This is a genomic window from Agrobacterium sp. LAD9 (assembly GCF_003031125.1).
GTDB lineage: Bacteria > Pseudomonadota > Alphaproteobacteria > Rhizobiales > Rhizobiaceae > Agrobacterium > Agrobacterium radiobacter.
Window position 1 is genome coordinate 457,928 of the sequence record NZ_PHGS01000002.1, and the last position, 22,612, is coordinate 480,539.

19 protein-coding genes are annotated in these 22,612 nt (G+C 60.6%); 12 read left to right on the forward strand and 7 right to left on the reverse strand.

Features of this window, described 5'->3' with window-relative positions; translation table 11 throughout:
- Window positions 1-236 precede the first annotated feature (236 nt).
- The 4 genes from moaB to DA915_RS03090 all read right to left on the reverse strand — a co-directional run bounded on the left by moaB (window position 237) and on the right by DA915_RS03090 (window position 4,853).
- Complete coding sequence (gene moaB / locus DA915_RS03075) at window positions 237-782, reverse strand: molybdenum cofactor biosynthesis protein B (RefSeq protein WP_107675146.1); 546 nt, start codon at window positions 780-782, stop codon at window positions 237-239.
- A gap of 108 nt (window positions 783-890) precedes the next feature.
- Window positions 891-1,796 (reverse strand): 4-(cytidine 5'-diphospho)-2-C-methyl-D-erythritol kinase, encoded by a 906-nt coding sequence (locus DA915_RS03080; RefSeq protein WP_107675109.1) that lies wholly within the window; start codon window positions 1,794-1,796, stop codon window positions 891-893.
- A 6-nt stretch (window positions 1,797-1,802) separates the two neighbouring features.
- Window positions 1,803-3,647 carry a tetratricopeptide repeat protein gene (locus DA915_RS03085; RefSeq protein WP_107675147.1) on the reverse strand — a complete coding sequence of 615 codons (1,845 nt, stop codon included), beginning with the start codon at window positions 3,645-3,647 and terminating at the stop codon, window positions 1,803-1,805.
- Window positions 3,648-3,836: 189 nt separating this feature from the next.
- Complete coding sequence (locus tag DA915_RS03090; RefSeq protein WP_003503263.1) at window positions 3,837-4,853, reverse strand: polyprenyl synthetase family protein; 1,017 nt, start codon at window positions 4,851-4,853, stop codon at window positions 3,837-3,839.
- 111 nt (window positions 4,854-4,964) lie between these two features.
- Between DA915_RS03090 and DA915_RS03095 the strand changes: the two genes are divergently transcribed.
- The 11 genes from DA915_RS03095 to DA915_RS03150 all read left to right on the forward strand — a co-directional run bounded on the left by DA915_RS03095 (window position 4,965) and on the right by DA915_RS03150 (window position 15,709).
- Window positions 4,965-5,195 carry a DUF2007 domain-containing protein gene (locus tag DA915_RS03095; RefSeq protein WP_003503261.1) on the forward strand — a complete coding sequence of 77 codons (231 nt, stop codon included), beginning with the start codon at window positions 4,965-4,967 and terminating at the stop codon, window positions 5,193-5,195.
- A 6-nt stretch (window positions 5,196-5,201) separates the two neighbouring features.
- Complete coding sequence (locus tag DA915_RS03100; protein ID WP_099085640.1) at window positions 5,202-6,002, forward strand: tRNA1(Val) (adenine(37)-N6)-methyltransferase; 801 nt, start codon at window positions 5,202-5,204, stop codon at window positions 6,000-6,002.
- An 88-nt stretch (window positions 6,003-6,090) separates the two neighbouring features.
- Window positions 6,091-6,960 carry a S49 family peptidase gene (locus tag DA915_RS03105; RefSeq protein ID WP_035212555.1) on the forward strand — a complete coding sequence of 290 codons (870 nt, stop codon included), beginning with the start codon at window positions 6,091-6,093 and terminating at the stop codon, window positions 6,958-6,960.
- A 20-nt stretch (window positions 6,961-6,980) separates the two neighbouring features.
- On the forward strand, window positions 6,981-7,175 hold the full coding sequence (locus DA915_RS03110; RefSeq protein WP_003503256.1) for an NfeD family protein: 195 nt from the start codon (window positions 6,981-6,983) through the stop codon (window positions 7,173-7,175).
- Window positions 7,176-7,275: 100 nt separating this feature from the next.
- Window positions 7,276-8,238, forward strand: coding sequence for a glycine--tRNA ligase subunit alpha (locus tag DA915_RS03115; RefSeq protein ID WP_162687113.1), 963 nt, complete (start codon window positions 7,276-7,278; stop codon window positions 8,236-8,238).
- Between the two features lie 143 nt (window positions 8,239-8,381).
- Window positions 8,382-8,732 (forward strand): hypothetical protein, encoded by a 351-nt coding sequence (locus DA915_RS03120; protein ID WP_236772014.1) that lies wholly within the window; start codon window positions 8,382-8,384, stop codon window positions 8,730-8,732.
- A 120-nt stretch (window positions 8,733-8,852) separates the two neighbouring features.
- Window positions 8,853-9,404 (forward strand): LemA family protein, encoded by a 552-nt coding sequence (locus DA915_RS03125; RefSeq protein ID WP_107675110.1) that lies wholly within the window; start codon window positions 8,853-8,855, stop codon window positions 9,402-9,404.
- An 87-nt stretch (window positions 9,405-9,491) separates the two neighbouring features.
- Window positions 9,492-10,769: a 3-phosphoshikimate 1-carboxyvinyltransferase gene (locus DA915_RS03130; protein ID WP_003503247.1), complete on the forward strand. Its 1,278-nt coding sequence runs from the start codon at window positions 9,492-9,494 to the stop codon at window positions 10,767-10,769.
- Between the two features lie 22 nt (window positions 10,770-10,791).
- Complete coding sequence (locus tag DA915_RS03135; protein WP_107675111.1) at window positions 10,792-12,729, forward strand: DUF2207 domain-containing protein; 1,938 nt, start codon at window positions 10,792-10,794, stop codon at window positions 12,727-12,729.
- A gap of 100 nt (window positions 12,730-12,829) precedes the next feature.
- The gene (gene glyS / locus DA915_RS03140; protein ID WP_107675112.1) at window positions 12,830-14,983 is read left to right on the forward strand and encodes a glycine--tRNA ligase subunit beta; all 2,154 of its coding nucleotides are present in this window, start codon (window positions 12,830-12,832) and stop codon (window positions 14,981-14,983) included.
- Between the two features lie 231 nt (window positions 14,984-15,214).
- The gene (locus tag DA915_RS03150) at window positions 15,215-15,709 is read left to right on the forward strand and encodes a DUF523 domain-containing protein (RefSeq protein ID WP_107675148.1); all 495 of its coding nucleotides are present in this window, start codon (window positions 15,215-15,217) and stop codon (window positions 15,707-15,709) included.
- A gap of 217 nt (window positions 15,710-15,926) precedes the next feature.
- On the opposite strand, the gene DA915_RS03155 is transcribed toward DA915_RS03150, so the two are convergent.
- The 3 genes from DA915_RS03155 to purD all read right to left on the reverse strand — a co-directional run bounded on the left by DA915_RS03155 (window position 15,927) and on the right by purD (window position 20,014).
- On the reverse strand, window positions 15,927-17,750 hold the full coding sequence (locus tag DA915_RS03155) for a methyl-accepting chemotaxis protein (protein WP_107675114.1): 1,824 nt from the start codon (window positions 17,748-17,750) through the stop codon (window positions 15,927-15,929).
- A 327-nt stretch (window positions 17,751-18,077) separates the two neighbouring features.
- Window positions 18,078-18,587, reverse strand: coding sequence for a plant virulence effector HPE1-like domain-containing protein (locus DA915_RS03160; protein WP_107675115.1), 510 nt, complete (start codon window positions 18,585-18,587; stop codon window positions 18,078-18,080).
- A 155-nt stretch (window positions 18,588-18,742) separates the two neighbouring features.
- Complete coding sequence (purD, locus tag DA915_RS03165; RefSeq protein WP_107675116.1) at window positions 18,743-20,014, reverse strand: phosphoribosylamine--glycine ligase; 1,272 nt, start codon at window positions 20,012-20,014, stop codon at window positions 18,743-18,745.
- Between the two features lie 201 nt (window positions 20,015-20,215).
- Between purD and DA915_RS03170 the strand changes: the two genes are divergently transcribed.
- Window positions 20,216-22,540, forward strand: coding sequence for a Tex family protein (locus DA915_RS03170; RefSeq protein WP_107675117.1), 2,325 nt, complete (start codon window positions 20,216-20,218; stop codon window positions 22,538-22,540).
- Window positions 22,541-22,612: the final 72 nt, after the last annotated feature.

Here is a 22,612-nt window from a genome sequence, read left to right on the forward strand (position 1 = left end):
GAAAGGCTCTGGATGTTGTCAATTGACAGTGGATCGAAGGCCTATGCGGCTTCACCCCCCTCTGCCCTGCCGGGCATCTCCCCCTCAAGGGGGGAGATCAGTCTGCGGTGATGTTTCGTCCATCTTGAAGCTTGAGAATGAAGCGACAAGAGGGCTTCTTGCCGATCTCCCCCCTTGAGGGGGAGATGCCCGGCAGGGCAGAGGGGGGTAAAGCCCGATACCCTCGATCCGCTGATCTAAACGCCGCCAGCCCCACGCTTCAAATGCTCGTCAAGCCTTGGCATTATCTCCACGAAATTGCAGGGCAGGTGGCGATAATCGAGCTGAGCCTTGAGGATGCCGTCCCACGCATCCTTGCACGCCCCCGGAGAGCCGGGCAGCACAAAGATGAAGGTCGCGTTCGCCACGCCGCCGGTCGCGCGTGACTGGATGGTGGCGGTGCCGATCTTGTCATAGGAGATACGGTGAAAGAGGGCGGAAAACCCGTCCATGCGCTTTTCGAACAGCGGTTCCAGCGCTTCTGGCGTCACATCGCGGCCGGTAAAGCCGGTGCCGCCCGTCGTGATGACCACATCCACGCCTTCAGAGAGCGTCCACTCGCGCACGGTGTCGGCAATCGCTTCCTTGTCATCAGGCACGATGGCGCGGGCTGCAAGCCTGTGGCCCGCTTCTTCCAGCCTTGCGACGAGCGTATCGCCGGATTTGTCATTCTCCAGCGTGCGGCTGTCCGAAACGGTCAAAACCGCAATGCCCAGGGGAATGAAGGGTCTTTCGCCTGCCATGGCCTTATCCTTGAATGCCCGGAGCACCGGACCGAAAAGTGTATTGCGGTTTTCGGAAAATCCGATGCTCAAACAAAACTGGGAGCGGCGGACCCGCCGCTCTAATCCTCAAATGGTCCGTGTCGCCTGAAAATACCAGTCGGGGCGTTTCTTTCGAAGCGATGTTTCCGCTGTCCGGGCCGCTTCAAGAGAATGAAAAATCCCGAAACAGGTTGCCCCCGAACCGGACATGCGGACAAGCGCAGCACCTTCCTGCGACAGTAGCCCGGCAATCTCCCCGATTTCCGGAAGCAGCGCCTGTGCTGGCGGTTGCAGATCGTTACGGCTCTGGGCGAGAAAATCCATCCAGCCAATTGTCGCATGGGCGGGCAGGGGTGTCGCATGGGCGGGCAGGGACGGATTGGCCTTGTTCTGCAATCGCCGGAAAATCTCCGGTGTAGAGACGGCCTTCAGCGGATTGGCCAGAACCAAGAACAGTTCCGGTAGATCGGTGACCGGTTCTATGTCCTCGCCGATGCCGCGCGCGATCAGGGAGCGGCTCTCAAGACACATCGGCACATCCGCTCCGAGCCTCAGCGCCATGGATGCAAGCGCATCCGGTGTCATCCCGGCGCGCCAGTGCCGCAAAAGCCCTCGCAGCGTCGCGGCCGCATCCGCCGAACCGCCGCCGATGCCTGATGCCACTGGCAGGTTCTTTTCAAGATGAATGGCGACCGGGCGTGCTGGTTGCCCCGTCGATGCAAGTGCATCGCGCAGCAGGTCTCTGGCGCGGGTGACGAGATTGTCGCCGCCATCGCCGGCACGCAGAAGATCGCCGAAGGTTCCCGATATGGAGAAACTGTCGGCATCGGCGTCGTGGATGCGGATCGTGTCGCCGGCTTCGGCGAAGGTCACCAGCGTCTCGAGCAGATGATAACCATCCGCTCTCTGACCGGTCACATGCAGTGCCAGATTGATCTTGGCCGGGGCCGCCTCGATTGTCTCAGCCGCCCCGGTGATGCCCTGCGTCGGCATATGGCGTCAGGATTTCTTGTCCGGAGCAGGGGCCGTCGGGGCTGGAGGGGCCGGCGGTTGCGGTGCTGCATCCTTCTTGGCGGTATTTTCGGCGTCTTTTTCCACCGGCGGCAGGCCGTTGGCGATCTTTTCCTTCACCTTGGCCTTGTCCACATCATCATTGTCGCCGATCAGCGCGCGGTTCCATTGATAGACCGCCTCGATCTTGCGACCGACGCGCCAATAGGCGTCGCCAAGGTGGTCGTTAATGGTCGGATCGCCGGCCTTGAGCTCGATTGCCCGTTCCAGCTCGGTTACCGCCTCATCGAAAGCGCCGAGGCGATAATGCGCCCAGCCGAGCGAATCGACGATATAGCCGTCATTCGGCCGAAGCTCGACAGCGCGGCTGATCATCTTCATGGCTTCATCGAGATTGATGCCCTTGTCCACCCAGGAATACCCCAGATAGTTCAGAACCTGCGGCTGCTCGGGGTTCAGCTCCAGCGCCCGCTTGAAATTCGGTTCGGCCTTGTCCCATTCCTTCAGCCGCTCATAGGCGATGCCGCGCTGGAAGAAGACCGTCCAGTCGGATTTCTGCGGCACGGAGCCGATCACCTCGATGGCCTTGTCGTAGTTTTCAGCCATTGCCCTGTAGTCCTTGGCATCGGAAAGCACGCTGCCATAGGCGAGATAGGAACGGATGTCCTTCGGATCGGATTCGAGGAGGGATTTGAGATGCTTGCGCGCCTCATCCACCTTGCCCGTCTGCGCAAGCGTCAATCCGAGCTGCAGCTCGGAGATGCGATACATCGGGGAATCTTTCGGCACCTCGCGGTAGAACGCAATGGCGCGGTCAGGCTGTTTCAGGGCTTCAGAAAGGCCGCCGAGAAGGATGAGCGTATCCGGACTCTTGGGATCGAGTGCGCGCGATGTCTGCAGATAAAGCGTCACGATCTCTTCGGCGCCTTCGCGGTTCAACGCGCCGGCGATGGAGAACATGACGCTGGCGGCGCCTTCCACGGCATTGGTGATCTGCTGCTCCGGCTTTTCACCATTTTCGATGGACTGGCGAAGTGCTTTCAGCGGCGCGTAGTTCGGCGCGAAAGTGTCGCCGACCGCAATCGCGTCCAGCGCCTTCTGCTTGTTGCCGGCGGAAGCTTCGAGCCGGGCAAGCGCCATGACCGCCCGCATATAGGTGTCGGAGGCGGTTGCCCCGCCTTCGCGGTCCGTCACCGCTTCGTTCAGGCTCTTGCGGGCGGCTTCAGTATTGCCGGAAACAAGGGCGATGGCCGCCGCATTGTATTTCTGGAAGATCGAAATCCAGCCCGGGCCCTTCATATTGTTGACGAGCGCCAGCGCTTCCTTCGGCTTGCCGGAACCGGCACGCGCCCAGGCGGTCAAAAGCGTATTGACCATGCGGTCGAGATCGTTCGGACCGGTATATTTCAGGATCTTCTCGGCCTTGGCGAATTCCTTGTCCTTGATGGCGTCCAGACCGCGCACGATGGTCGTGACACGCTCCACCGAGGTATCGTCCTTCATCGAATCGGCGATCTTGGCGCCGGCTTCGAAATTGCCGCTCAGAAGTTCGGCGATCATCAGCCGCTGGCGGATTTCCGTATTGGCCGGATCGAATTCAAGCGCCTTCTTGTAGAGCGAAATCGCGGTCGGATAGTCCTGATCGACATCGGCATTGCGCCCGGCGAGGAAGGCGCCGGAGAAGGTATTTACCTTGCCGGGATCGAACGTAACGGCTTTGTCTTCCGGTTTCGCCTTCGTCTCCGCAAAGCCGGGGCTTGCACCCGCGCCGATTGCGAGAGCAGCGGCGAGAGCCGCGCTGCAGAGAAGACGGAGTGCTGGTTTACGCCGCATGAGGGAACCTTTGCCTTTGTGCAGAAGCACGGAAAAATCAGTTTCCATTGTTGGTCACGATAGAATGGCTTTTTTGAAGCAACGCCGCAAGAAATTATGGCCCCGGCCACAATCACACCTTGCGGAGAAGCTGGCCCGGAACCTCGGGCGGATGGTCTTTTCCATCCGCCGTTCGCCCGGCCTCTAGCGTCAGTTCAGACGCTCGATGCAGAAGTCGATCACTTCCAGAAGCGCGTCTTTCCACGGGCTCTGCGGCAGCGGCGCGAGCGCGTCACGGGCAATGGTGCCATAATGCGTGGCGCGGCCGATCGTATCGCCAAGGCCGTTATATTTGGTGATCAGCCCAAGCGCCTTTTCAAGGTTCTCGTCGCTGCTTTCGCCTTTTTCAATGGCGGTGCGCCAGAAGGCGCGCTCATCCTGCGTGCCGCGGCGATAGGACAGGATGACAGGCAGCGTGATCTTGCCTTCGCGGAAATCGTCGCCGGTATTCTTGCCGAGATCGGCGGACTTTCCACCGTAATCCAGCACGTCGTCAACGAGCTGGAAGGCGAGGCCGAGATTCATGCCGTAGGATTTCAGCGCGCTGCGGGTCGCCTTGTCGGTCTTGGCGACGATGGGGCCGACTTCCGCCGCCGCCGCAAAAAGGGCGGCCGTCTTGGCGCGAATCACCTGCAGATAATCATCTTCGGTCGTTTCCATGTTCTTGGCGACCGAAAGCTGCAGCACTTCGCCCTCAGCAATCACCGAGGCGGCGGTGGAGAGCACGTCGAGCGCATCGAGCGAACCGACATCCACCATCATGCGGAACGCCTGGCCGAGCAGGAAGTCGCCGACGAGAACGCTCGCCTGGTTGCCCCAGATGGTGCGGGCGGTGGATTTGCCGCGGCGCAGATCGCTCTCATCGACCACATCGTCATGCAGAAGCGTCGCCGTATGCATGAATTCCACGCTGGTGGCGAGCTTGATGTGGTTGTCGCCCTCGTAACCGAACATCGAGGCCGACGCGAGCGTCAGCATCGGCCTCAGGCGCTTGCCGCCGGAGGAGATGAGATGATTGGCCACTTCGGGTATCATCTGGACATCGGAACCGGCCTTGGAAAGGATAAGCTGGTTCACCCGTTCCATGTCGGGGCGGGTCAGGTCGACAAGCGGCTTGACGGATGCGAGTTTGTTTTTGCTTTCTTCAAGCGGTATGACGACGCCCAAGGGACAGGACTCCAGTTCGAATTTGAATTCGACAATAAAAACTGACGCCTTGCGCGGCAAGGGGCGAATTGCCGCTAGCCATTCAAAAAGATGGGAATTTAGGGCTTATCCATGCGTGAACTGATCCGTACCAACGATGCAGTGCTTCTGTCCTTCGCTGAAAGCCTGATGAAGGATGCCGGCATCCACTGCCTCATTGCCGATCAGGCGATGAGTATTCTGGAGGGATCGCTCGGCCTTTTGCCCCGTCGGTTTCTGGTGGAGGAAGATCGGGCGGACCAGGCCCGCCGCATTCTCATCGATGCCGGGCTGGGCGACGAGTTGCGCAACGAAGAGGCTTGAACGGCGGTGGGCGGCGGCATTTCCGAAACGATCGATGCCTTTCACCGGGGCCGGTTTCACATCATCCAGCCGAAGGGCAGGGGGCACCGGGCCGGAATGGACGCCATGCTTCTGGCGTCACTGGTGGCGGACGATCGCGCCTGCCGGATCGCCGATCTCGGCGCGGGTGCGGGAGCTGCCGGCATGGCAGTTGCGGCGCGGCTCGAAAAGGCCGAGGTGACGCTCTACGAACGCGCGCCGGAAATGGCGCAATTTGCCCATCGCAGTCTCGAATTGCCCGAAAATGCTGCTTTTTCCGCCCGTGTCAGCGTGCGCGAGGCCGATGTGACCCTGCGAGCGAAAGCACGCATTGAGGCGGGATTGCCCGATGACTATTTCCATCACGTCATCATGAACCCGCCCTATAATGACGCAGGCGACCGCCGCACGCCGGATGCCCTGAAGGCCGAGGCCCACGCCATGACGGAGGGTCTGTTTGAAGACTGGATCAGGACCGCGGGCGCGATCATGGTTTCGGGCGGGCAGCTTTCCCTGATTTCAAGGCCGCAATCGGTGGCGGAGATCATCGCCGCCTGCGGCAGCCGTTTCGGCGGCATCGAAATCACCCTCATCCATCCGCGTGCCCGTGAGGACGCGGTGCGCATGCTCGTCACCGCCATCAAGGGTTCGCGTGCGCGGCTGTCCTTCCGCGCACCGCTCATCATGCATGAAAACGGCAGTCACGCCTTCACCCCCTTCGTGGATGAGCTGAACAATGGCCGCGCCGCCTATTCGCGTAATGTAAGGGCAATCCGGCCGGCGCCATAAATATCGCGGTTCCGCCAGCCGCAAACCATTGTGTTTTGCGGGGCGATACATACATCCGTGACGAACGGATAAATGCTGCGAGGATTGAATAGTGGGTTTTTTGAAGTATCTGGTGCCGAAACGCTTTCGTAAAAAAGAGCTCGTCATCCCGGTGGTGCGCATGCATGGCGCGATCATGGCCGGCGGCAACCAGTTCCGCCCCGCGCTCAATCTCGCTTCCTACGCCCCCCTTCTGGAGAAGGCCTTCGCCGTCAAGGATGCGCCGGCCGTCGCCATTTCGCTCAACTCGCCCGGCGGTTCGCCGGTGCAGGCAAGGATGATCTATAACCGCATCCGCCAGCTTGCCGAGGAGAAGGAAAAGAAGGTCCTGATCTTCGTGGAGGACGTTGCAGCCTCCGGCGGTTACATGATCGCGCTTGCCGGCGACGAGATCATCGCCGATCCCACCTCCATCGTCGGTTCGATCGGTGTCGTTTCCGGTGGCTTCGGTTTTCCGGAAATGCTGAAGAAGCTCGGCGTGGAGCGCCGTGTCTATACGGCCGGCGAGAACAAGGTCATCCTTGATCCCTTCCAGCCGGAAAAGGAAGGCGATATCGACTACCTGAAGTCGCTCCAGGTCGAAATCCACAATGTTTTCATCGACATGGTCAAGATGCGCCGCGGCTCGAAGCTGAAGGACGATGAGGCGATATTCTCCGGCCTGTTCTGGACCGGCATGCGTGGTCTCGACCTCGGCCTGATCGACGGGCTGGGCGACATGCGCGAGATTCTGCGCCGCCGTTACGGTGAAAAGGTCAAGCTCCAGCTCGTTAGCGGCGGGCGCAGCCTGTTCGGCAAAAAAGTGCCGGGTGTGAATACGGCGCTCGGCCTCAATGCCGAAAGGCTCGCGGCAGGCGCCGTCTCGGGGCTTGCGGAAGTTGCCGAAGAAAAGGCATTGTGGTCGCGTTTCGGTCTATGATGTCGCGGGAATAGAGCCTTATGGCGCAGCTTATTACAATCATTCTTCTGGTGGTGGGATCCGTCATCCTTTACCGCCGCTTCGTCCGCGATGCGGAAAAGCTTTCCGCGAAATCGAAACAGCGCGAGAAGGAACGAGAAACCGGCGCGATCGGCACGCTGATCAAGGACCCCGAAACCGGCGAATACCGCGTGAAGCGCGAGGATGAGACGTAAGCTGGCGTCGAAGCGCATAAATCCTTGACCCCTTCGCCATGCCGTGGCACCAGTCCGCATCCGAAGTAAGTAAGTGCTTACTTCTCCTCCTAACGCCGCGATGACTGCAATGACCGATATTCCAGACCATATGAACCCCAAGCGTTCCTTTCAGGCGCTTATCCTGACGCTGCACAACTACTGGGCCGACAAGGGCTGCGCGGTGTTGCAGCCCTACGATATGGAAGTGGGTGCGGGTACGTTTCATCCGGCCACGACGCTGCGCGCACTTGGGCCGAAGCCGTGGAAGGCCGCCTATGTGCAGCCGTCGCGCCGCCCGTCCGACGGTCGTTACGGGGAAAACCCCAACCGTCTGCAGCACTATTACCAGTATCAGGTCATTCTGAAGCCCAACCCGTCCAATCTGCAGGAACTCTATCTCGGTTCGCTGAAGGCGATCGGCCTAGATCCGCTGCTGCATGACGTGCGCTTTGTCGAAGACGACTGGGAAAGCCCGACGCTCGGCGCCTGGGGTCTCGGTTGGGAATGCTGGTGCGACGGCATGGAAGTGTCGCAGTTCACCTACTTCCAGCAGGTCTGCGGCATCGAATGCTCGCCGGTTGCGGGCGAGCTGACCTATGGTCTGGAACGCCTCGCCATGTATGTTCAGGGCGTCGACAATGTCTACGACCTGAATTTTAACGGCCGCGAGGGTGAAGAGAAGATTTCCTATGGCGATGTCTTCCTGCAGGCCGAGCAGGAATATTCCCGCCATAATTTCGAATTTGCCGATACGGCCATGCTGCATCGCCATTTCATCGACGCCGAAAAGGAATGCCTGGCGCTTCTCGCTGCCGGTGCGCCTGGTGATAACGACAATCAGCGCCTGCATAAATGCGTGTTCCCGGCCTATGACCAGTGCATCAAGGCAAGCCATGTCTTCAACCTTCTGGATGCGCGCGGCGTAATTTCGGTCACGGAACGCCAGAGCTATATCCTGCGCGTGCGCACGCTGGCGAAAGCCTGCGGCGAGGCCTTCCTGCTGACGGATGCGGGCGGGCTGAACTGGAACCGGGCTGCCTGATTTTTTAGCGGTAAGCTCTGGTCCAAAGTTTTGATGAATTTGAAAGGCCGTTCTTGACGGCCTTTTATTTTGTGTGGATTGGTATGCTGAATATAACGATGGGTTTAACCGTGAATAATATTAGAAATTTCTGTTTTTTATTTGTGCTTACACTCGGATCCATTCTCGGCAACAGCGCGGCTGCGGAAACGACGGACTGGATGAGCGGCAACGATGCCTTTGCCCGCGCCGACAAGCTGCGTTCTTTCGGAATGATCGTCACCCGCATGGAGTGCAAGGATAGCGGCCAGCGCTCTCTCGATGTGGGCAGCGCGCTCGTCCGCATGCACTACACGCGCAATACGAAAATGCTCGACTGGGTCATAGACGGCTGGAACCATCTGGAGGGAAACAAGGAATATTGGGCCGAGCGAGGCTACAGGCTTGCCTCCTATACTCTTTTTGTACGCAAGGTATCCGGTCTGAAATTATATTGTACCGTCTTTTATAAATAACGGGTGTTTGCTTACCGCAGCGTGTCGCTTCCGGCAAAAACGGACAGAATGAGCGAAGCCCCATGACTTTGCGGTAATGAGCGGCTATCGTGCGCGCAACGAAGCTGGGAATCGCAATTCATGTTCATCACGCTGGCAATCATCGCGGCAATCGCGCTTTATGTCGTCTTCATCTATAACGGTCTGGTCAAGGCGCGGCAGATGAAGGAAGAGGCGTGGTCGGGCATCGACGTGCAGCTGAAGCGCCGAGCCGATCTCATTCCCAACCTCATCGAGACCGTGAAGGGTTACGCGGCGCATGAAAAAAGCACCTTCGAAGAGGTGATCGCCATGCGCAACCGGGCGCAGGCCGTGCCGGCTGGCGATGTCGAAGGCCGTGCCCAGGCGGAAGGTATGCTGTCGCAGGCGCTCGGCAAACTCTTTGCACTGGCCGAAGCCTATCCCGATCTCAAGGCCAATACGAACTTTCTGGAATTGCAGCGGTCGCTGGAAACCATCGAAGGTGAACTCCAGATGTCGCGCCGTTATTACAATGGCGCTGCCCGCGATCTCAACGTCAAGGTGGAAAGCTTCCCGTCCAATCTGGTGGCAGGCCAGTTCGGATTTTCCAAGGCGCCCTATTTCGAGATCGAGAACCCGGCCGACCGCGCCGTGCCGACCGTGAAATTCTAAGCGCATTGCTTCTTCGGCGGCTTAAAACCTCCCGTTCAAATTCCGATAGTCCGGCTCTTCGCCGCATTCTTTGACAAGACGACAATCATGATCGAACTGACCATTACACCGCCCGGCCACCCGCTTTCCGGCAAGGTCGAGCCGCCCGGCTCCAAATCCATCACCAACCGCGCGCTTCTGCTGGCTGGCCTTGCCAAGGGCAAAAGCCGGCTGACCGGTGCGCTGAAAAGCGATGACACGCTTTATATGGCCGAAGCCCTGCGCGAGATGGGCGTCAAGGTAACCGAGCCTGATGCCACCACCTTCGTGGTGGAAGGCACTGGTGTTTTGCAGCAGCCGGAAAAGCCGCTTTTCCTCGGCAATGCCGGCACCGCCACGCGGTTCCTCACTGCGGCGGCAGCACTTGTGGATGGCGCCGTCATCATCGATGGCGACGAGCATATGCGTAAACGCCCGATCATGCCGCTGGTGGAAGCCCTGCGCTCCCTCGGCGTCGAAGCGGAAGCGCCGACCGGCTGCCCGCCCGTCACCGTCTGCGGCAAGGGCACAGGGTTCCCGAAAGGCAGCGTCACCATCGACGCCAACCTCTCCAGCCAGTATGTGTCGGCACTTCTGATGGCTGCTGCCTGCGGCGACAAGCCTGTCGATATCATTCTCAAAGGCGAGGAAATCGGCGCGAAGGGCTATATCGATCTCACTACATCCGCCATGGAAGCTTTCGGCGCGAAGATTGAGCGGGTCAGCAACGCCATCTGGCGCGTGCATCCGACGGGTTACACGGCAACCGATTTCCACATCGAGCCGGATGCCTCCGCCGCCACCTATCTCTGGGGCGCGGAACTTCTGACCGGCGGCGCCATCGATATCGGCACGCCCGCCGACAAATTCACCCAGCCGGATGCCAAGGCCTATGAGGTTATGGCAAAGTTTCCGCATCTGCCCGCCGAAATCGACGGCTCGCAGATGCAGGACGCCATTCCGACCATCGCGGTTCTGGCCGCCTTCAACGAGACGCCAGTGCGTTTCGTCGGCATCGCCAATCTGCGCGTGAAGGAATGCGACCGCATCCGCGCTGTCTCGCTCGGCCTCAATGAAATCCGCGACGGTCTGGCGCATGAAGAAGGCGACGACCTGATCGTGCATTCCGATCCGGCTCTCGCGGGCCAGACGGTCGATGCTTCCATCGATACCTTTGCCGACCACCGCATCGCCATGAGCTTTGCACTCGCGGCGCTGAAGATCGGTGGTATCGCTATCCAGAACCCCGCCTGCGTGGGCAAAACCTATCCCGCCTACTGGAAAGCGCTCGCCTCGCTGGGCGTCGACTATACCGAAAAGGAAAGCGCTGCCGAGCCGCAGCACTGAAGCCATTGAGGAGGGATCGCCCGTGAAGACCATCGCCGCAAGACTTCTCGCGTTGTTCGTCTTCCTGGGCGCGGCCTTCCCGGCTTTCGCGGAAGAATTCATCCGCTCCTACCATTCCGTCGTCGAGGTGGCGGCGGATGGCAAGCTGGCGGTGACGGAAACCATCACCGCCCGCGCCGAGGGCCGGAACATCAAACGCGGCATCTTCCGCGATTTCCCGCTTTATGCGCTGGATGCGAACAACCGCCGCACCAAGGTGGATTTCAACGTTGTTTCGGTGGAGCGCGATGGCGCGCCGGAAAACTGGCGCACCGAAAATATCGATGGCGGCATCCGCATCTATACCGGCAGCGCCGACCGCTTTCTGCCGACTGGTGAGCATATCTTCCAGATCACCTATACCACCGCCCGGCAGATCCGTTATTTCAGCGATTATGACGAGCTGACCTGGAACGTCACCGGTAATGGCTGGCAATTCCCGATGGGCGAGATTTCCGCGACCATCACTCTGCCGCAGGGTGTGAAGGCCACGGATACCGCCGTCTTCACCGGCCCGCTTGGCGCCAAGGGCAAGGATGCGCGGATTCTGAACGAAGGCAACGAGGTGTTCTTTGCCTCCACCCGACCGTTTTCGGTGGGCGAGGGCATGACGGTTGCCGTCAAGCTGCCCAAGGGCGCCATCGCCGCACCTGACACCTCGCAGGAGGCAGGCTGGTGGCTGCGGGATAATCTCGCCATCCTGCTTTCGAGCGGCGGGCTTTTCGTCGTGCTCCTCTATTATCTGAGGGCCTGGTTCGCCGTCGGTCGTGATCCCGCAAAAGGCGTAGTCGTGCCGCGCTGGGATGCGCCGGAGGGGCTTTCCCCGGCTCTGGTCAACTATGTCGATAACCGCGGTTTTTCCGGCGCGGGCTGGACGGCGCTCTCCGCCTCGGCCCTTGATCTTGCGGTGAAGGGTTTCGTCGTTCTGGAAGACCTGAAGAACGCCATCGTCATCAGGCGCACGGAAAAGGCAACCGCTGCCGATCTGCCGACCGGGCAGAAGACGCTGCTTGCCTCCATCGGCGGTGCGGGGGAGACGCTGACCATCGACAAGGCCCATGGTGCGGAGGTCGAAAAGGTCGGAACGCAGTTCCGCGCGGCGATAGAGAAAGAACATCGCGGCAAATATTACCGCAGCAACGCCGGTTACACCGTGTTCGGCATCTTCTTCAGCATCGCCATCATCGTTGCGACGCTGGTGTTCGGCGATCTCGATGAAAGCGCCATTGCCGCCGTTCTGGTCTTCGGCTTTTTCGCATTCTTCTTCAGCATCCTGTCGATCGGCATCGGCCGGCAGTTCTCGCGTGGTGCACCGCTGCGCAAACGCATCGGCGGCATCGTCATGCTGGCCTTTGCCGGTTTTGTGGCCTTTTCCGCCATCGGCGGCATTGCCACGCAAATCCTGCTGGATGTGACACATGACACCAAGTCGCTGGCGCTGGCCGCCATTGGCGGCATCGTGCTCACCAATGCGCTTTTCCTGTTCCTGATGGGCGCGCCGACGCCGCTTGGCCGCAAGCTGATGGATGGCATCGAAGGTCTCAGAACCTATCTGACGCTGGCGGAAAAGGACCGGATGAACACCGCTGGCGCCCCCGCCATGTCGCCGCAGCATTTCGAGAAATTGCTGCCCTATGCGGTGGCGCTCGGCGTCGAAAAACCGTGGAGCCGCACTTTCGAGACCTGGCTTGCGACAGCCGCTGCCGGTGCCGTTGCTGCAAGTTATGCGCCCGGCTGGTATTTGGGCGGCAATTACGGCAGCTTTGGCGACAGGATCGGCGGCTTCTCCACCTCCATGGCAAATACCATCGCCTCCACCATTCCCCAGCCCGTCAGTTCCTCCGGTTCCAGCTTTTCCGGCGGTGGCGGTGGTGGTTTCTCCGGCTCGGGCGGCGGCGGCGGTGGCGGCGGCGGCTGGTAACGCCCGCCGGCGGTAATTTAACCGAATGCCTTGGTGACTTTTGCCGCGTTGCTTGCTAAGCCGACCGCAATCGTCCGACAACAGATAAAGTCCTGATCCCATGCCTGATCTTCTGCTTGAACTCCGCTCCGAGGAAATCCCCGCCCGCATGCAGCGCAAGGCGGCTGGCGATCTGAAGAAACTCGTCACCGACGCGCTTGTGGAGAGAGGGCTGACCTATGAGGGTGCGCGCGAATATTGGACGCCGCGCCGTCTGACACTGGATATTCGCGGCCTCAACGCCCGCTCCGCCGATGTGCGCGAGGAAAAGAAGGGGCCGCGCACCGATGCCAATGAAAAGGCCATCGAGGGCTTTCTGCGCGGCGCTGGCCTCAACGATATCTCGGAAGCGCAGGTCGTTTCCGATCCGAAGAAGGGCGATTTCTATATCGCCATCATCAACAAACCCGGCCGCCCGGCGGAAGAGATCATCGCCGAGGTGATGCCCGGCATCATCCGCTCTTTCCCCTGGCCGAAATCCATGCGCTCCGGCCCGGCCTCCATGCCGAAGGGCTCGAGCTATGCTGGCATTGAAGGCAAGGGTTCGGAGAGCCTGCGCTGGGTGCGCCCGCTGCAATCCATCGTCTGCCTGTTCGGCCCCGAACATGACGAAACGCAGGTCATTCCCTTTGTGATCGACGGCATCGTTGCCGGCAACGTCACCTATGGCCACCGTTTCCATGCGCCCGGCCCGATCACCGTGCGCCGTTTCGAGGACTATGTCTCGAGCCTTGAAAAGGCGAAGGTCATTCTCGATGCCGAGCGCCGCAAGGATATCATCCTGCACGACGCCAAGGACCTTGCTTTCGCCAATGGTCTCGACCTGGTGGAAGACGAAGGCCTGCTGGAAGAAGTTTCCGGCCTCGTCGAATGGCCACAGGTGCTGATGGGCACCTTCGAGGAAGACTATCTGCAAATCCCGGCGGAAATCATCCGGCTTACCATCAAGACCAACCAGAAGTGTTTCGTCACCCGTAATCAGGGTGCGGAAGAGGGGCTTTCCAACCGCTTCATCCTGATCTCGAATATCGAGGCAAGCGACGGCGGTAAGGAAATCATCCATGGCAACGGCAAGGTCGTGCGCGCCCGCCTTTCGGACGCCCGCCATTTCTGGAACCGCGACCAGGGCGATCTGCCCGATCTGGAAACGCTGAAGGAATCGGCTGCGAAGTTCGGCCTCGATCTCAAGAAGCCGCTCGACCAGCGCATGGCTAAGCTCGACGCACTGAACGTCACCTTCCATGCCAAGCTCGGATCGCAGGGCGAGCGTGTAACGCGTATTCGCGAACTGGCGAAGGCGCTGGCCCCGGCCGTTGGCGCCGATGATGCGCTGGTGGACCGCGCCGTGGTGCTCGCGAAAGCTGACCTGCGCACCGAAGCCGTCGGTGAATTCCCCGAACTTCAGGGCTTGATGGGTCGTAAATATGCGACGCTGCAAGGCGAAAACGAGAGCGTGGCCGCCGCGATCGAAGACCACTACAAGCCGCAGGGCCCCTCCGACCGCCTGCCGGCCGATAAGGTGGCGATCACGGTCGCTTTGGCCGACAAGCTCGACACGCTCGTCGGCTTCTGGGCCATCGATGAAAAGCCGACGGGTTCGAAGGACCCCTTCGCGCTGCGCCGTGCGGCGCTCGGCGTCGTGCGCATTCTGCTCGAGAAAAACGTGCGCCTTTCGCTGCTGAGCGTTGCGAAGGATCCGGACCTTCTCTCCTTCTTCCATGATCGCCTGAAAGTCTACCTGCGCGACCTTGGCGCGCGTTACGATCTGATTGACGCCGTTCTGACGCCTGAGTCCGACGATCTGCTGATGATCGCTCGCCGTGTCGAGGCGCTCACCGCCTTCATCACCGGCGAGGACGGCCGCAACCTTCTGGCAGGCGCCAAGCGGGCCACCCAGCTTCTGGCCGCCGAGGAAAAGAAGGGCACCGTGGTGGCCGATGGCGTTTCGGAAGAATTGTTGAAACTCGATGCCGAAAAGGCGCTCTATGCGGCGATCAGGACCGCGTCTGCAGATGCTGCGAAGGCTGTTGCGGGCGAAGATTTCCGCTCGGCCATGCAGGCGCTTTCGACGTTGCGCGCGCCCGTGGACAAGTTCTTCGAGGATGTGCTCGTCAATGACGAGGATGCGGCCATCCGTGCAAACCGTCTGGCGTTGCTGAAGGCCATCCGCGAAGCCACCGGAACGGTTGCGGATTTTTCGAAGATCACGGGGTGAGGGGTTTCGGGGTAGCCGTACATGTCAGTGTGCGCGGTTCACCCCCCTCTGTCCTGCCGGACATCTCCCCCACAAGGGGGGAGATCGAATCGTGGCGACCTCTCGATTATCTTTATGTTACGGCTTTGGCGGGGAGCGTCCCACTTGCCGATCTCCCCCCTTGTTGGGGGAGATGTCCGGCAGGACAGAGGGGGTACTTTGAGGCTTGCGCTTTCGCAGGATGACTTACCATTGACCCACGCGCCTCCCAAAATTCTCATCAGCGCCTGCCTCCTCGGCCAACCCGTACGCTATGACGGCAAAGGCAAACCCTTCTCTCACCCGGCAATCGAGCGCTGGCAGAGCGAGGGCAGGCTGGTGACAATCTGTCCGGAAATGGCGGGCGGCATGCCCGTGCCGCGCCCGCCGGCGGAAATCGAGAAAGGGGCCTCCGGTCTCGATGTGCTGGAAGGCCGCGCCCGTGTGCTGGAAGTAACCGGCGGCGATGTCACGGCTGAGTTCATCGCCGGTGCGGAAAAGGCGCTCGCCTTCGCCAGGGCCAATGGCTGCACCCACGCGCTTCTGATCGACGGCAGCCCGTCATGCGGGTCGCTTGCGATTTACGATGGTTCGTTTTCTGGCGTTAAACATGCGGGCAATGGTGTGACGGCGGCGCTGCTCGAAAAGGCCGGTATTGCCGTATTTTCACCTGCCGATATTGACCGGCTGGATGCGCTTTCTCGTTGAGACGAGGCCACGCAGACACGGCATGGCTCATTTCCGAACGTGCTGATACTCTCCTCCGTCATTCTCGCCCTTGAGGCGAGATCCATTCCCCGCTGAAGATGTGGGTGGGTCGAGCCCGAGGATGACGCCGAATGTGTGGGGAACATGTTGGAGAGCACGCAAAAATGCCGGGTCTGTGCCCGGCATTTTTGTTTCAATCGCATGAGACCGTTCGTGGTCACCCCGCCATGCGCATCTCGTGCGCCATGCCATGAAGCTGATGGCCGGAGGAGACGCGGAAGCCGCGGATGAGGTTCAGCAGCTCTTCGGTATCCACCGCCAGCGCTTCCGCCGAAGCCGTGGTTTCTTCCGCCATGGCGGCATTGTGCTGGGTGGCAACATCGAGCTGGTTGAGCGACGAAGAGATCGATCGTAGCGTCGTATCCTGTTCGGCAGCCGAGTGGGCGATCTTGCTGACGATCTCGTTGGCGGATTTGATCTGGTCCGAGATGCGCTTCAGCGCATCGCCGGCCTCGCCGACAAGCCGCACGCCATTTTCCACCTGGGCGGAAGAGCGGGCGATCTGGTCCTTGATCTCCTTGGCGGCGGCGGCGGATTTCTGCGCCAGTTCGCGCACTTCCTGCGCCACCACGGCAAAGCCCTTGCCAGCCTCACCGGCACGCGCCGCTTCAACACCGGCATTCAACGCCAGTAGGTTGGTCTGGAAGGCGATGTCGTCGATCACGCCGATGATGTTGGAAATCTGGTCGGAGGACTGCTCGATACCGCTCATAGCCGTAATCGCCTCTTCCACCACCCGGTCGCTGCGCATGGCTTCGGAGCTGACGGTGGTGACGCGCTTGGCCGCATCGGCCGCCCCTTCCGCCGTCTGGCGCACCGCGACCGTCAGCTCGTCGAGCGCTGCGGAGGTTTCTTCCAGATTGGCGGCCTGCCGTTCGGTGCGCTGCGAAAGCTCGTTGGAGGCCTTGCGGATTTCCTCCTTGGAGCCGCCAATATCGATGCTCTTGGAGTTCACCTTGGCCATGGCGGCATCGAGATGGGTCAGCGCCTCGTTGAAATTGTCGCGCAGCGCCGCATAGCGATTGCCGAGATCGCCGCAACGCACTGTCAGATCGCCGCCAGCGAGCTTCTCCAGGGACTCGCCGATGGTGGCGACGACGCGTGCCTGCAATTCGGCTTCATCGCGCTGCATGTCGAGATTGTTCTGGCGCTCGGCATTGAGTTGCCGCTGCTGTTCTTCCTCACGGCGCTGCATGGCGTGGCGCTCGCGCACCTTGTCCTGAAGCGAGGCGGTGGCCTTCGCCATCATGCCCACTTCGTTGGTGAGGCCGGTATGGGGAATGGCGAGCGAGACGTTCTCATTGGCCACTTCGCCAAGTGCGCGGTGGATGTCGCCGAGCGGCTTCGAAATGCCACGGATGACGTAGAAAGCGGCGGCAAGCGCCAGCACGAAGATCAGCGCGCCGATCGACAGCGCCTTCATCACATCGCCGCGAACCTGCGCGTTCAGATCATCGATGTAAACGCCGGTCACGACCACCACCTGCCAGGGCTCAAAGGCAAGGGCATAGGAGCTCTTGGCGTAATCATTGCCTTCCATACCGGGCTTCGGGCCGTAGAAATCCGTTTGGCCGCCGCCATTGCGGCCAAGCCGCACCAATTCGTCACGATAGGCGAAACCCTTGCTGTCAGGCTTGCCCTTGAAGCTTTCGCCGACGCGCTTGGCATCGGGGTGGAACTTCATCGTCACGTCGTAGTCGTAACCGAAGAGATAGCCGTCGGGAGTGAAGCGCATGGCGCTGACAGTCGCGTAAGCCTGCTTCATGGCCTCGTCGCGCGAAAGCGTTCCGGCCTTTTCCTTGTCGTGGAAGGATTGCAGGATGGAGATCGCCGATTGCACCTGCGTCCGCAGCATGCCGTAGCGTTCCTCATAGATAGCATCGGTGGCGGATTTCAGCTGGTAAAACGTCGCCACGGCGAAGGCGGCCATCAGGGCCACCACGAGAACGATCAGTTGACGGGAAATGGAAAGGTTCTTCATGGGCGCTCACAAGCGTTTGGAATCGCGCGCCTGAAAAATGCCGCGCGGTACCGATGTTTCAGAGAAGGGAGAGGCGCATGATGCGCGATAAAAGGCCAGAAAAGCGCGTGTCCCCGCCGTGGCCTCATCCTGTGCTGCATCGCACTATAAACCCACTTAGCGGCTAAAAATTTGAATAAATATTTAATTAGCGAAGGCTTTATCAGGCCTTATAGGCAGAATACGCGGCGGAGAAAGCAACATTCCCCGCATGGTTGCAGCGTCATTTCGGGAATGCAGCGATGACGCGATTATTTGACGTTCGTCATCAAAAACGTCTTCGACCGGTCAGTTGCCGCGCAATTTGAAATCCGGGAACTGGGGCGCGCCGATCACCGAGGCGCTGGCCGGCTCGGCTGCATTTTCGGTGGAAAGTTCCTTGACGGCTGCCGTGGTCGTCGTCACGTCGATGCCGGCCGGTGTCGAAACCGTCTCAGCTGGATGTGCTGCGGGTTCTGCCTCGTCATAGGTCGCGATGGCGGTGCTGGAGGTTTCCGTCATCCATGCGGGATTGGTGCTGACGAAGGTGACGGGCGCACCGCCAAGCCAGGCTTCGGTGCGCACCAGGGTGCGCTTGCCGTCGACTTCGCGCATTTCCGTGTGCTGGGTGCCAGGCTCAATGGAGGGAACCGCATAACCTTGCGTTACGGCTTTGCCCTTCACGGGCTGGCAACCCGCGCAATCGCGGCGAACGAAGCTGCCATTGGCCACGTGCACGCCGTTTATATATTCGATGGAAGATGCCATCGCCGACCCGCCGGTCAGCGCGATAACAGCTGTCAGAAAAAGACGACGCATCGAAACCCCCGAAATGACGGCGCGGCCTCGTGATCGAGGCACGGTGCGCCATTCAATATTCCGGCAAGTATTACCGATGTTTCGTTTCCATCGGGTCAGCAAACTTGGTAAAAATTGAACGAAATATTCGCTCCCAGCCCAGTTTTCCTTAAGGATCAGGCCTTTTCGCGCGCGACAGCCTGCCAGCCGATATCGCGGCGGCAAAAGCCATTTTCCCATTCCACCTTGTCCGCCAGCGCATAGGCGCGGGCCTGCGCTTCCGTCACTGTCTTTCCAAGGGCGGTGACGTTCAGCACGCGTCCACCCGTCGCCACCAGACTGCCGTTCTTCAGCGCGGTTCCGGCGTGGAAGACCTTCGCCTCTTCGCTCGCCTCGGGAATATGGGCGATCGGCGTATTCTTGTCGTAAGCGCCGGGATAACCCTTCGAGGCAAGAACGACAGTCAGCGCTGCGTCGTCGCGCCATTCCGCCTCAACCTTGTCCAGCGTGCCGGTGGCGGTGGCATAGAGGATCGGCAGCAGATCGCTTTTCAGGCGCATCATCAGCACCTGGCATTCGGGATCGCCGAAACGGACGTTATATTCGATGAGTTCCGGGCCCTTGGCGGTAATCATCAGGCCGGCGAAGAACACGCCGGAGAAGGGATTACCATCCTTGGCCATGCCCGAGATCGTCGGCTCGATGATTTCCTTCATGGTGCGCTCGACCATGGCCGATGTCATGACGGGGGCGGGAGAATAGGCGCCCATGCCGCCGGTATTCGGGCCGGTATCGCCATCGCCGACACGCTTGTGATCCTGCGCGGTGGCGAGCGCCAGCGCGGTCTTGCCGTCGGAAAGGCAGAAGAAGCTGGCTTCTTCGCCGTCGAGGAAGGCCTCCACCACCACTTCGGCGCCAGCTGCGCCGAAAGCGCCGTCGAAGCAGTCGTCGATGGCGGCAAGTGCTTCCGCTTCCGTCATGGCCACGGTTACGCCCTTGCCGGCGGCAAGTCCGTCCGCCTTGATGACGATCGGCGCACCCTGTGCACGAACATAGTCCTTGGCCGGTTCGGCAGTCTTGAAACGCTGGTAAGCGCCGGTCGGAATATCGTAGCGCGCACAGAGATCCTTGGTGAAGCCCTTGGAGCCTTCAAGCTGGGCCGCCGCTTTCGACGGTCCGAAGGTGGCGATGCCGGCGGCACGCAGATCATCCGCCAGACCCGCAACCAGCGGCGCTTCCGGGCCGACGACAACGAAGTCGATTGCCTTTTCTTTCGTAAAGGCGATGACGGCCGCGTGGTCTTCCACATCAAGCGAAACGAGTGTCGCGTGGTCGGCGATGCCGGGATTGCCGGGGGCGGCATAAAACTCATCGAGCAGGGGAGACTGGGCGATTTTCCACGCCAGCGCATGTTCGCGTCCGCCGGAACCGATCAACAGAACTTTCATGGTCAATACCCCTGCAAATTCGCCAGTAACCTTGTGTCAGGGGCGTTAAGGGCAGGGGGGCGAAAGGTCAAGGAGAAAGCGCCGCAAATGCCCGTCTTTCCCTTGAAGTCAGCCTTTCCTGTGGAATCGTTCCCGCCTCTTGTTGTCACGCCACAATCAGACATTATGTTCGCCGCTCCAGATGTGACATCAGAGAACCTCATGACCGCAGATAATGCCCGCCTCACCACGCTCATCGCCTCCGAAATCAACGCCCGCCCCGATCAGGTGAAGGCGGCGGTGGCCTTGCTGGACGAGGGCGCGACCGTTCCCTTCATCGCCCGTTACCGCAAGGAAGTGACCGGAGGGCTTGATGACACCCAGCTGCGCACGCTTTCGGAACGTCTCGTCTATCTGCGCGAACTCAATGCGCGCCGCGCCTCCATCGTCGATTCCATCACCGGTCAGGGCAAGATGACCGACGAGCTGATGGTCAAGATCATGCAGGCCGGGACCAAGGCGGAGCTGGAAGACCTCTACCTGCCCTATAAGCCGAAACGCCGCACCCGCGCGGAAATCGCCCGTGAACGCGGTCTCGGCCCGCTTGCGGAAGCCATCTGGGAAAACCGCGCTGCCGATCCGGCGAAATTGGCGGAAGCTTATGTGCAGGGCGAAGTGGCCGATGTGAAGGCGGCGCTTGAGGGCGCGCGCGACATCGTGGCTGAAACCATGACGGAAAATGCCGATCTGCTCGGCCGCCTGCGTGATTACATGCGCCAGAACGCCACCTTCCGCGCCAAGGTCGTGGACGGCAAACAGGCGACGGGCGAAAAATTCTCCGATTATTTCGATCATTTCGAGCGCTGGGCGACGGTGCCCGGCCACCGGGCGCTAGCCATGCTGCGCGGCTGGAACGAAGAAATTCTGACGCTGACGATCGATGTCGATGCGGATGATCCCTCACCGGTAAAGCCCGCGCAGCGCTCGATCGCCGCCGCCTTCGATATCCGCAATGCGGGGCCTGCCGATCAATGGCTGATGGAGGTCGCTGGCTGGACCTGGCGGGTGAAGCTTTCCATGTCGCTGTCGCTCGATCTGATGCGCGAACTGCGCGAGCGGGCGGAAGAAGAGGCGATCAATGTCTTCGCCCGCAATCTGAAGGACCTGCTGCTGGCAGCCCCCGCCGGCTCCCGCGCCACCATGGGGCTTGATCCCGGCATCCGTACCGGCGTGAAGGTCGCGATCGTGGATGGTACTGGCAAGCTGCTCGAAACCACGACGGTCTATCCTTTCCCGCCGAAGAACGATGTGCGCGGTACGCAGGCCGAACTCGCTTTGCTCATCCGCAAGCACAATGTCGAGCTGATCGCCATCGGCAACGGCACGGGCAGCCGCGAGACGGAAAAGCTGGTGGCCGATCTTCTGGCGCAGATGCCGGCTTCCGCTTCCGGTGCAAAGCCCACCAAGGTCATCGTCTCGGAAGCGGGCGCATCCGTTTATTCCGCGTCGGAACGTGCGGCAGCGGAGTTCCCCAATCTCGACGTTTCGTTGCGCGGCGCCGTCTCCATTGCCCGCCGTCTTCAGGATCCGCTGGCGGAACTGGTGAAGATCGAGCCGAAATCCATCGGTGTCGGCCAGTACCAGCATGATGTCGATCAGGGCCGTCTCAGCCGCTCACTCGATGCTGTGGTGGAAGATGCGGTGAACGCCGTCGGCGTCGATCTCAACACGGCCTCGTCGCCGCTTCTGGCACGGGTCTCCGGTCTCGGCAGCTCGATTGCCGATGCCATCGTCGCCCATCGTGACCAGACCGGGCCGTTTGCCAGCCGCAAGGAGCTGCTGAAGGTGCCGCGCCTTGGCCAGCGCACCTTCGAACAATGCGCCGGTTTCCTGCGCATCCCGAACGGCAAGGAACCGCTGGATGCTTCCTCGGTTCACCCGGAAGCCTATGGCGTGGCGAAAAAGATCGTTGCTGCCTGCGGCCGCGATCTGCGTTCGCTGATGGGCGACAGCGCCGCGCTGAAGGCGCTTGATCCGAAGACGTTCATCGACGAGCAATTCGGTCTGCCGACCGTAAAAGACATCATCGCCGAACTGGAAAAGCCCGGCCGCGACCCGCGCCCGAGCTTCAAGACCGCGACCTTTGCCGAAGGTGTGGACGAGATCACCGATCTGAAACCAGGCATGTTGCTGGAGGGTACGGTCACCAATGTCGCCGCCTTTGGCGCCTTCGTGGATATCGGCGTGCATCAGGACGGACTGGTGCATGTCTCGCAGCTTGCCGATCGTTTCGTGAAAGACCCGCATGAGGTCGTCAAGGCGGGCGACGTCGTCAAGGTGCGAGTCGTGGAAGTGGATGTGAAGCGCAAGCGCATCGGCCTCACCATGCGTAAGGATGGCGGTGAGGCAGCGCCGCAGCCGGTGCGTGAAAAGGGCAATGCCAGCGCCATGCGCCACGCGACATCAAAACCGAAAGATCGCAACGAGGGGTCGCAAACCGGTGGTGCGCTTGCCGCTGCGCTGGCTGAAGCCATGAAGCGGCGCTGACCGTGGGTTGAAATGATTTTTTACCAAAAAGCCTCGCCGTATACCCCGGCGGGGCTTTTTCCTTGATGAAAT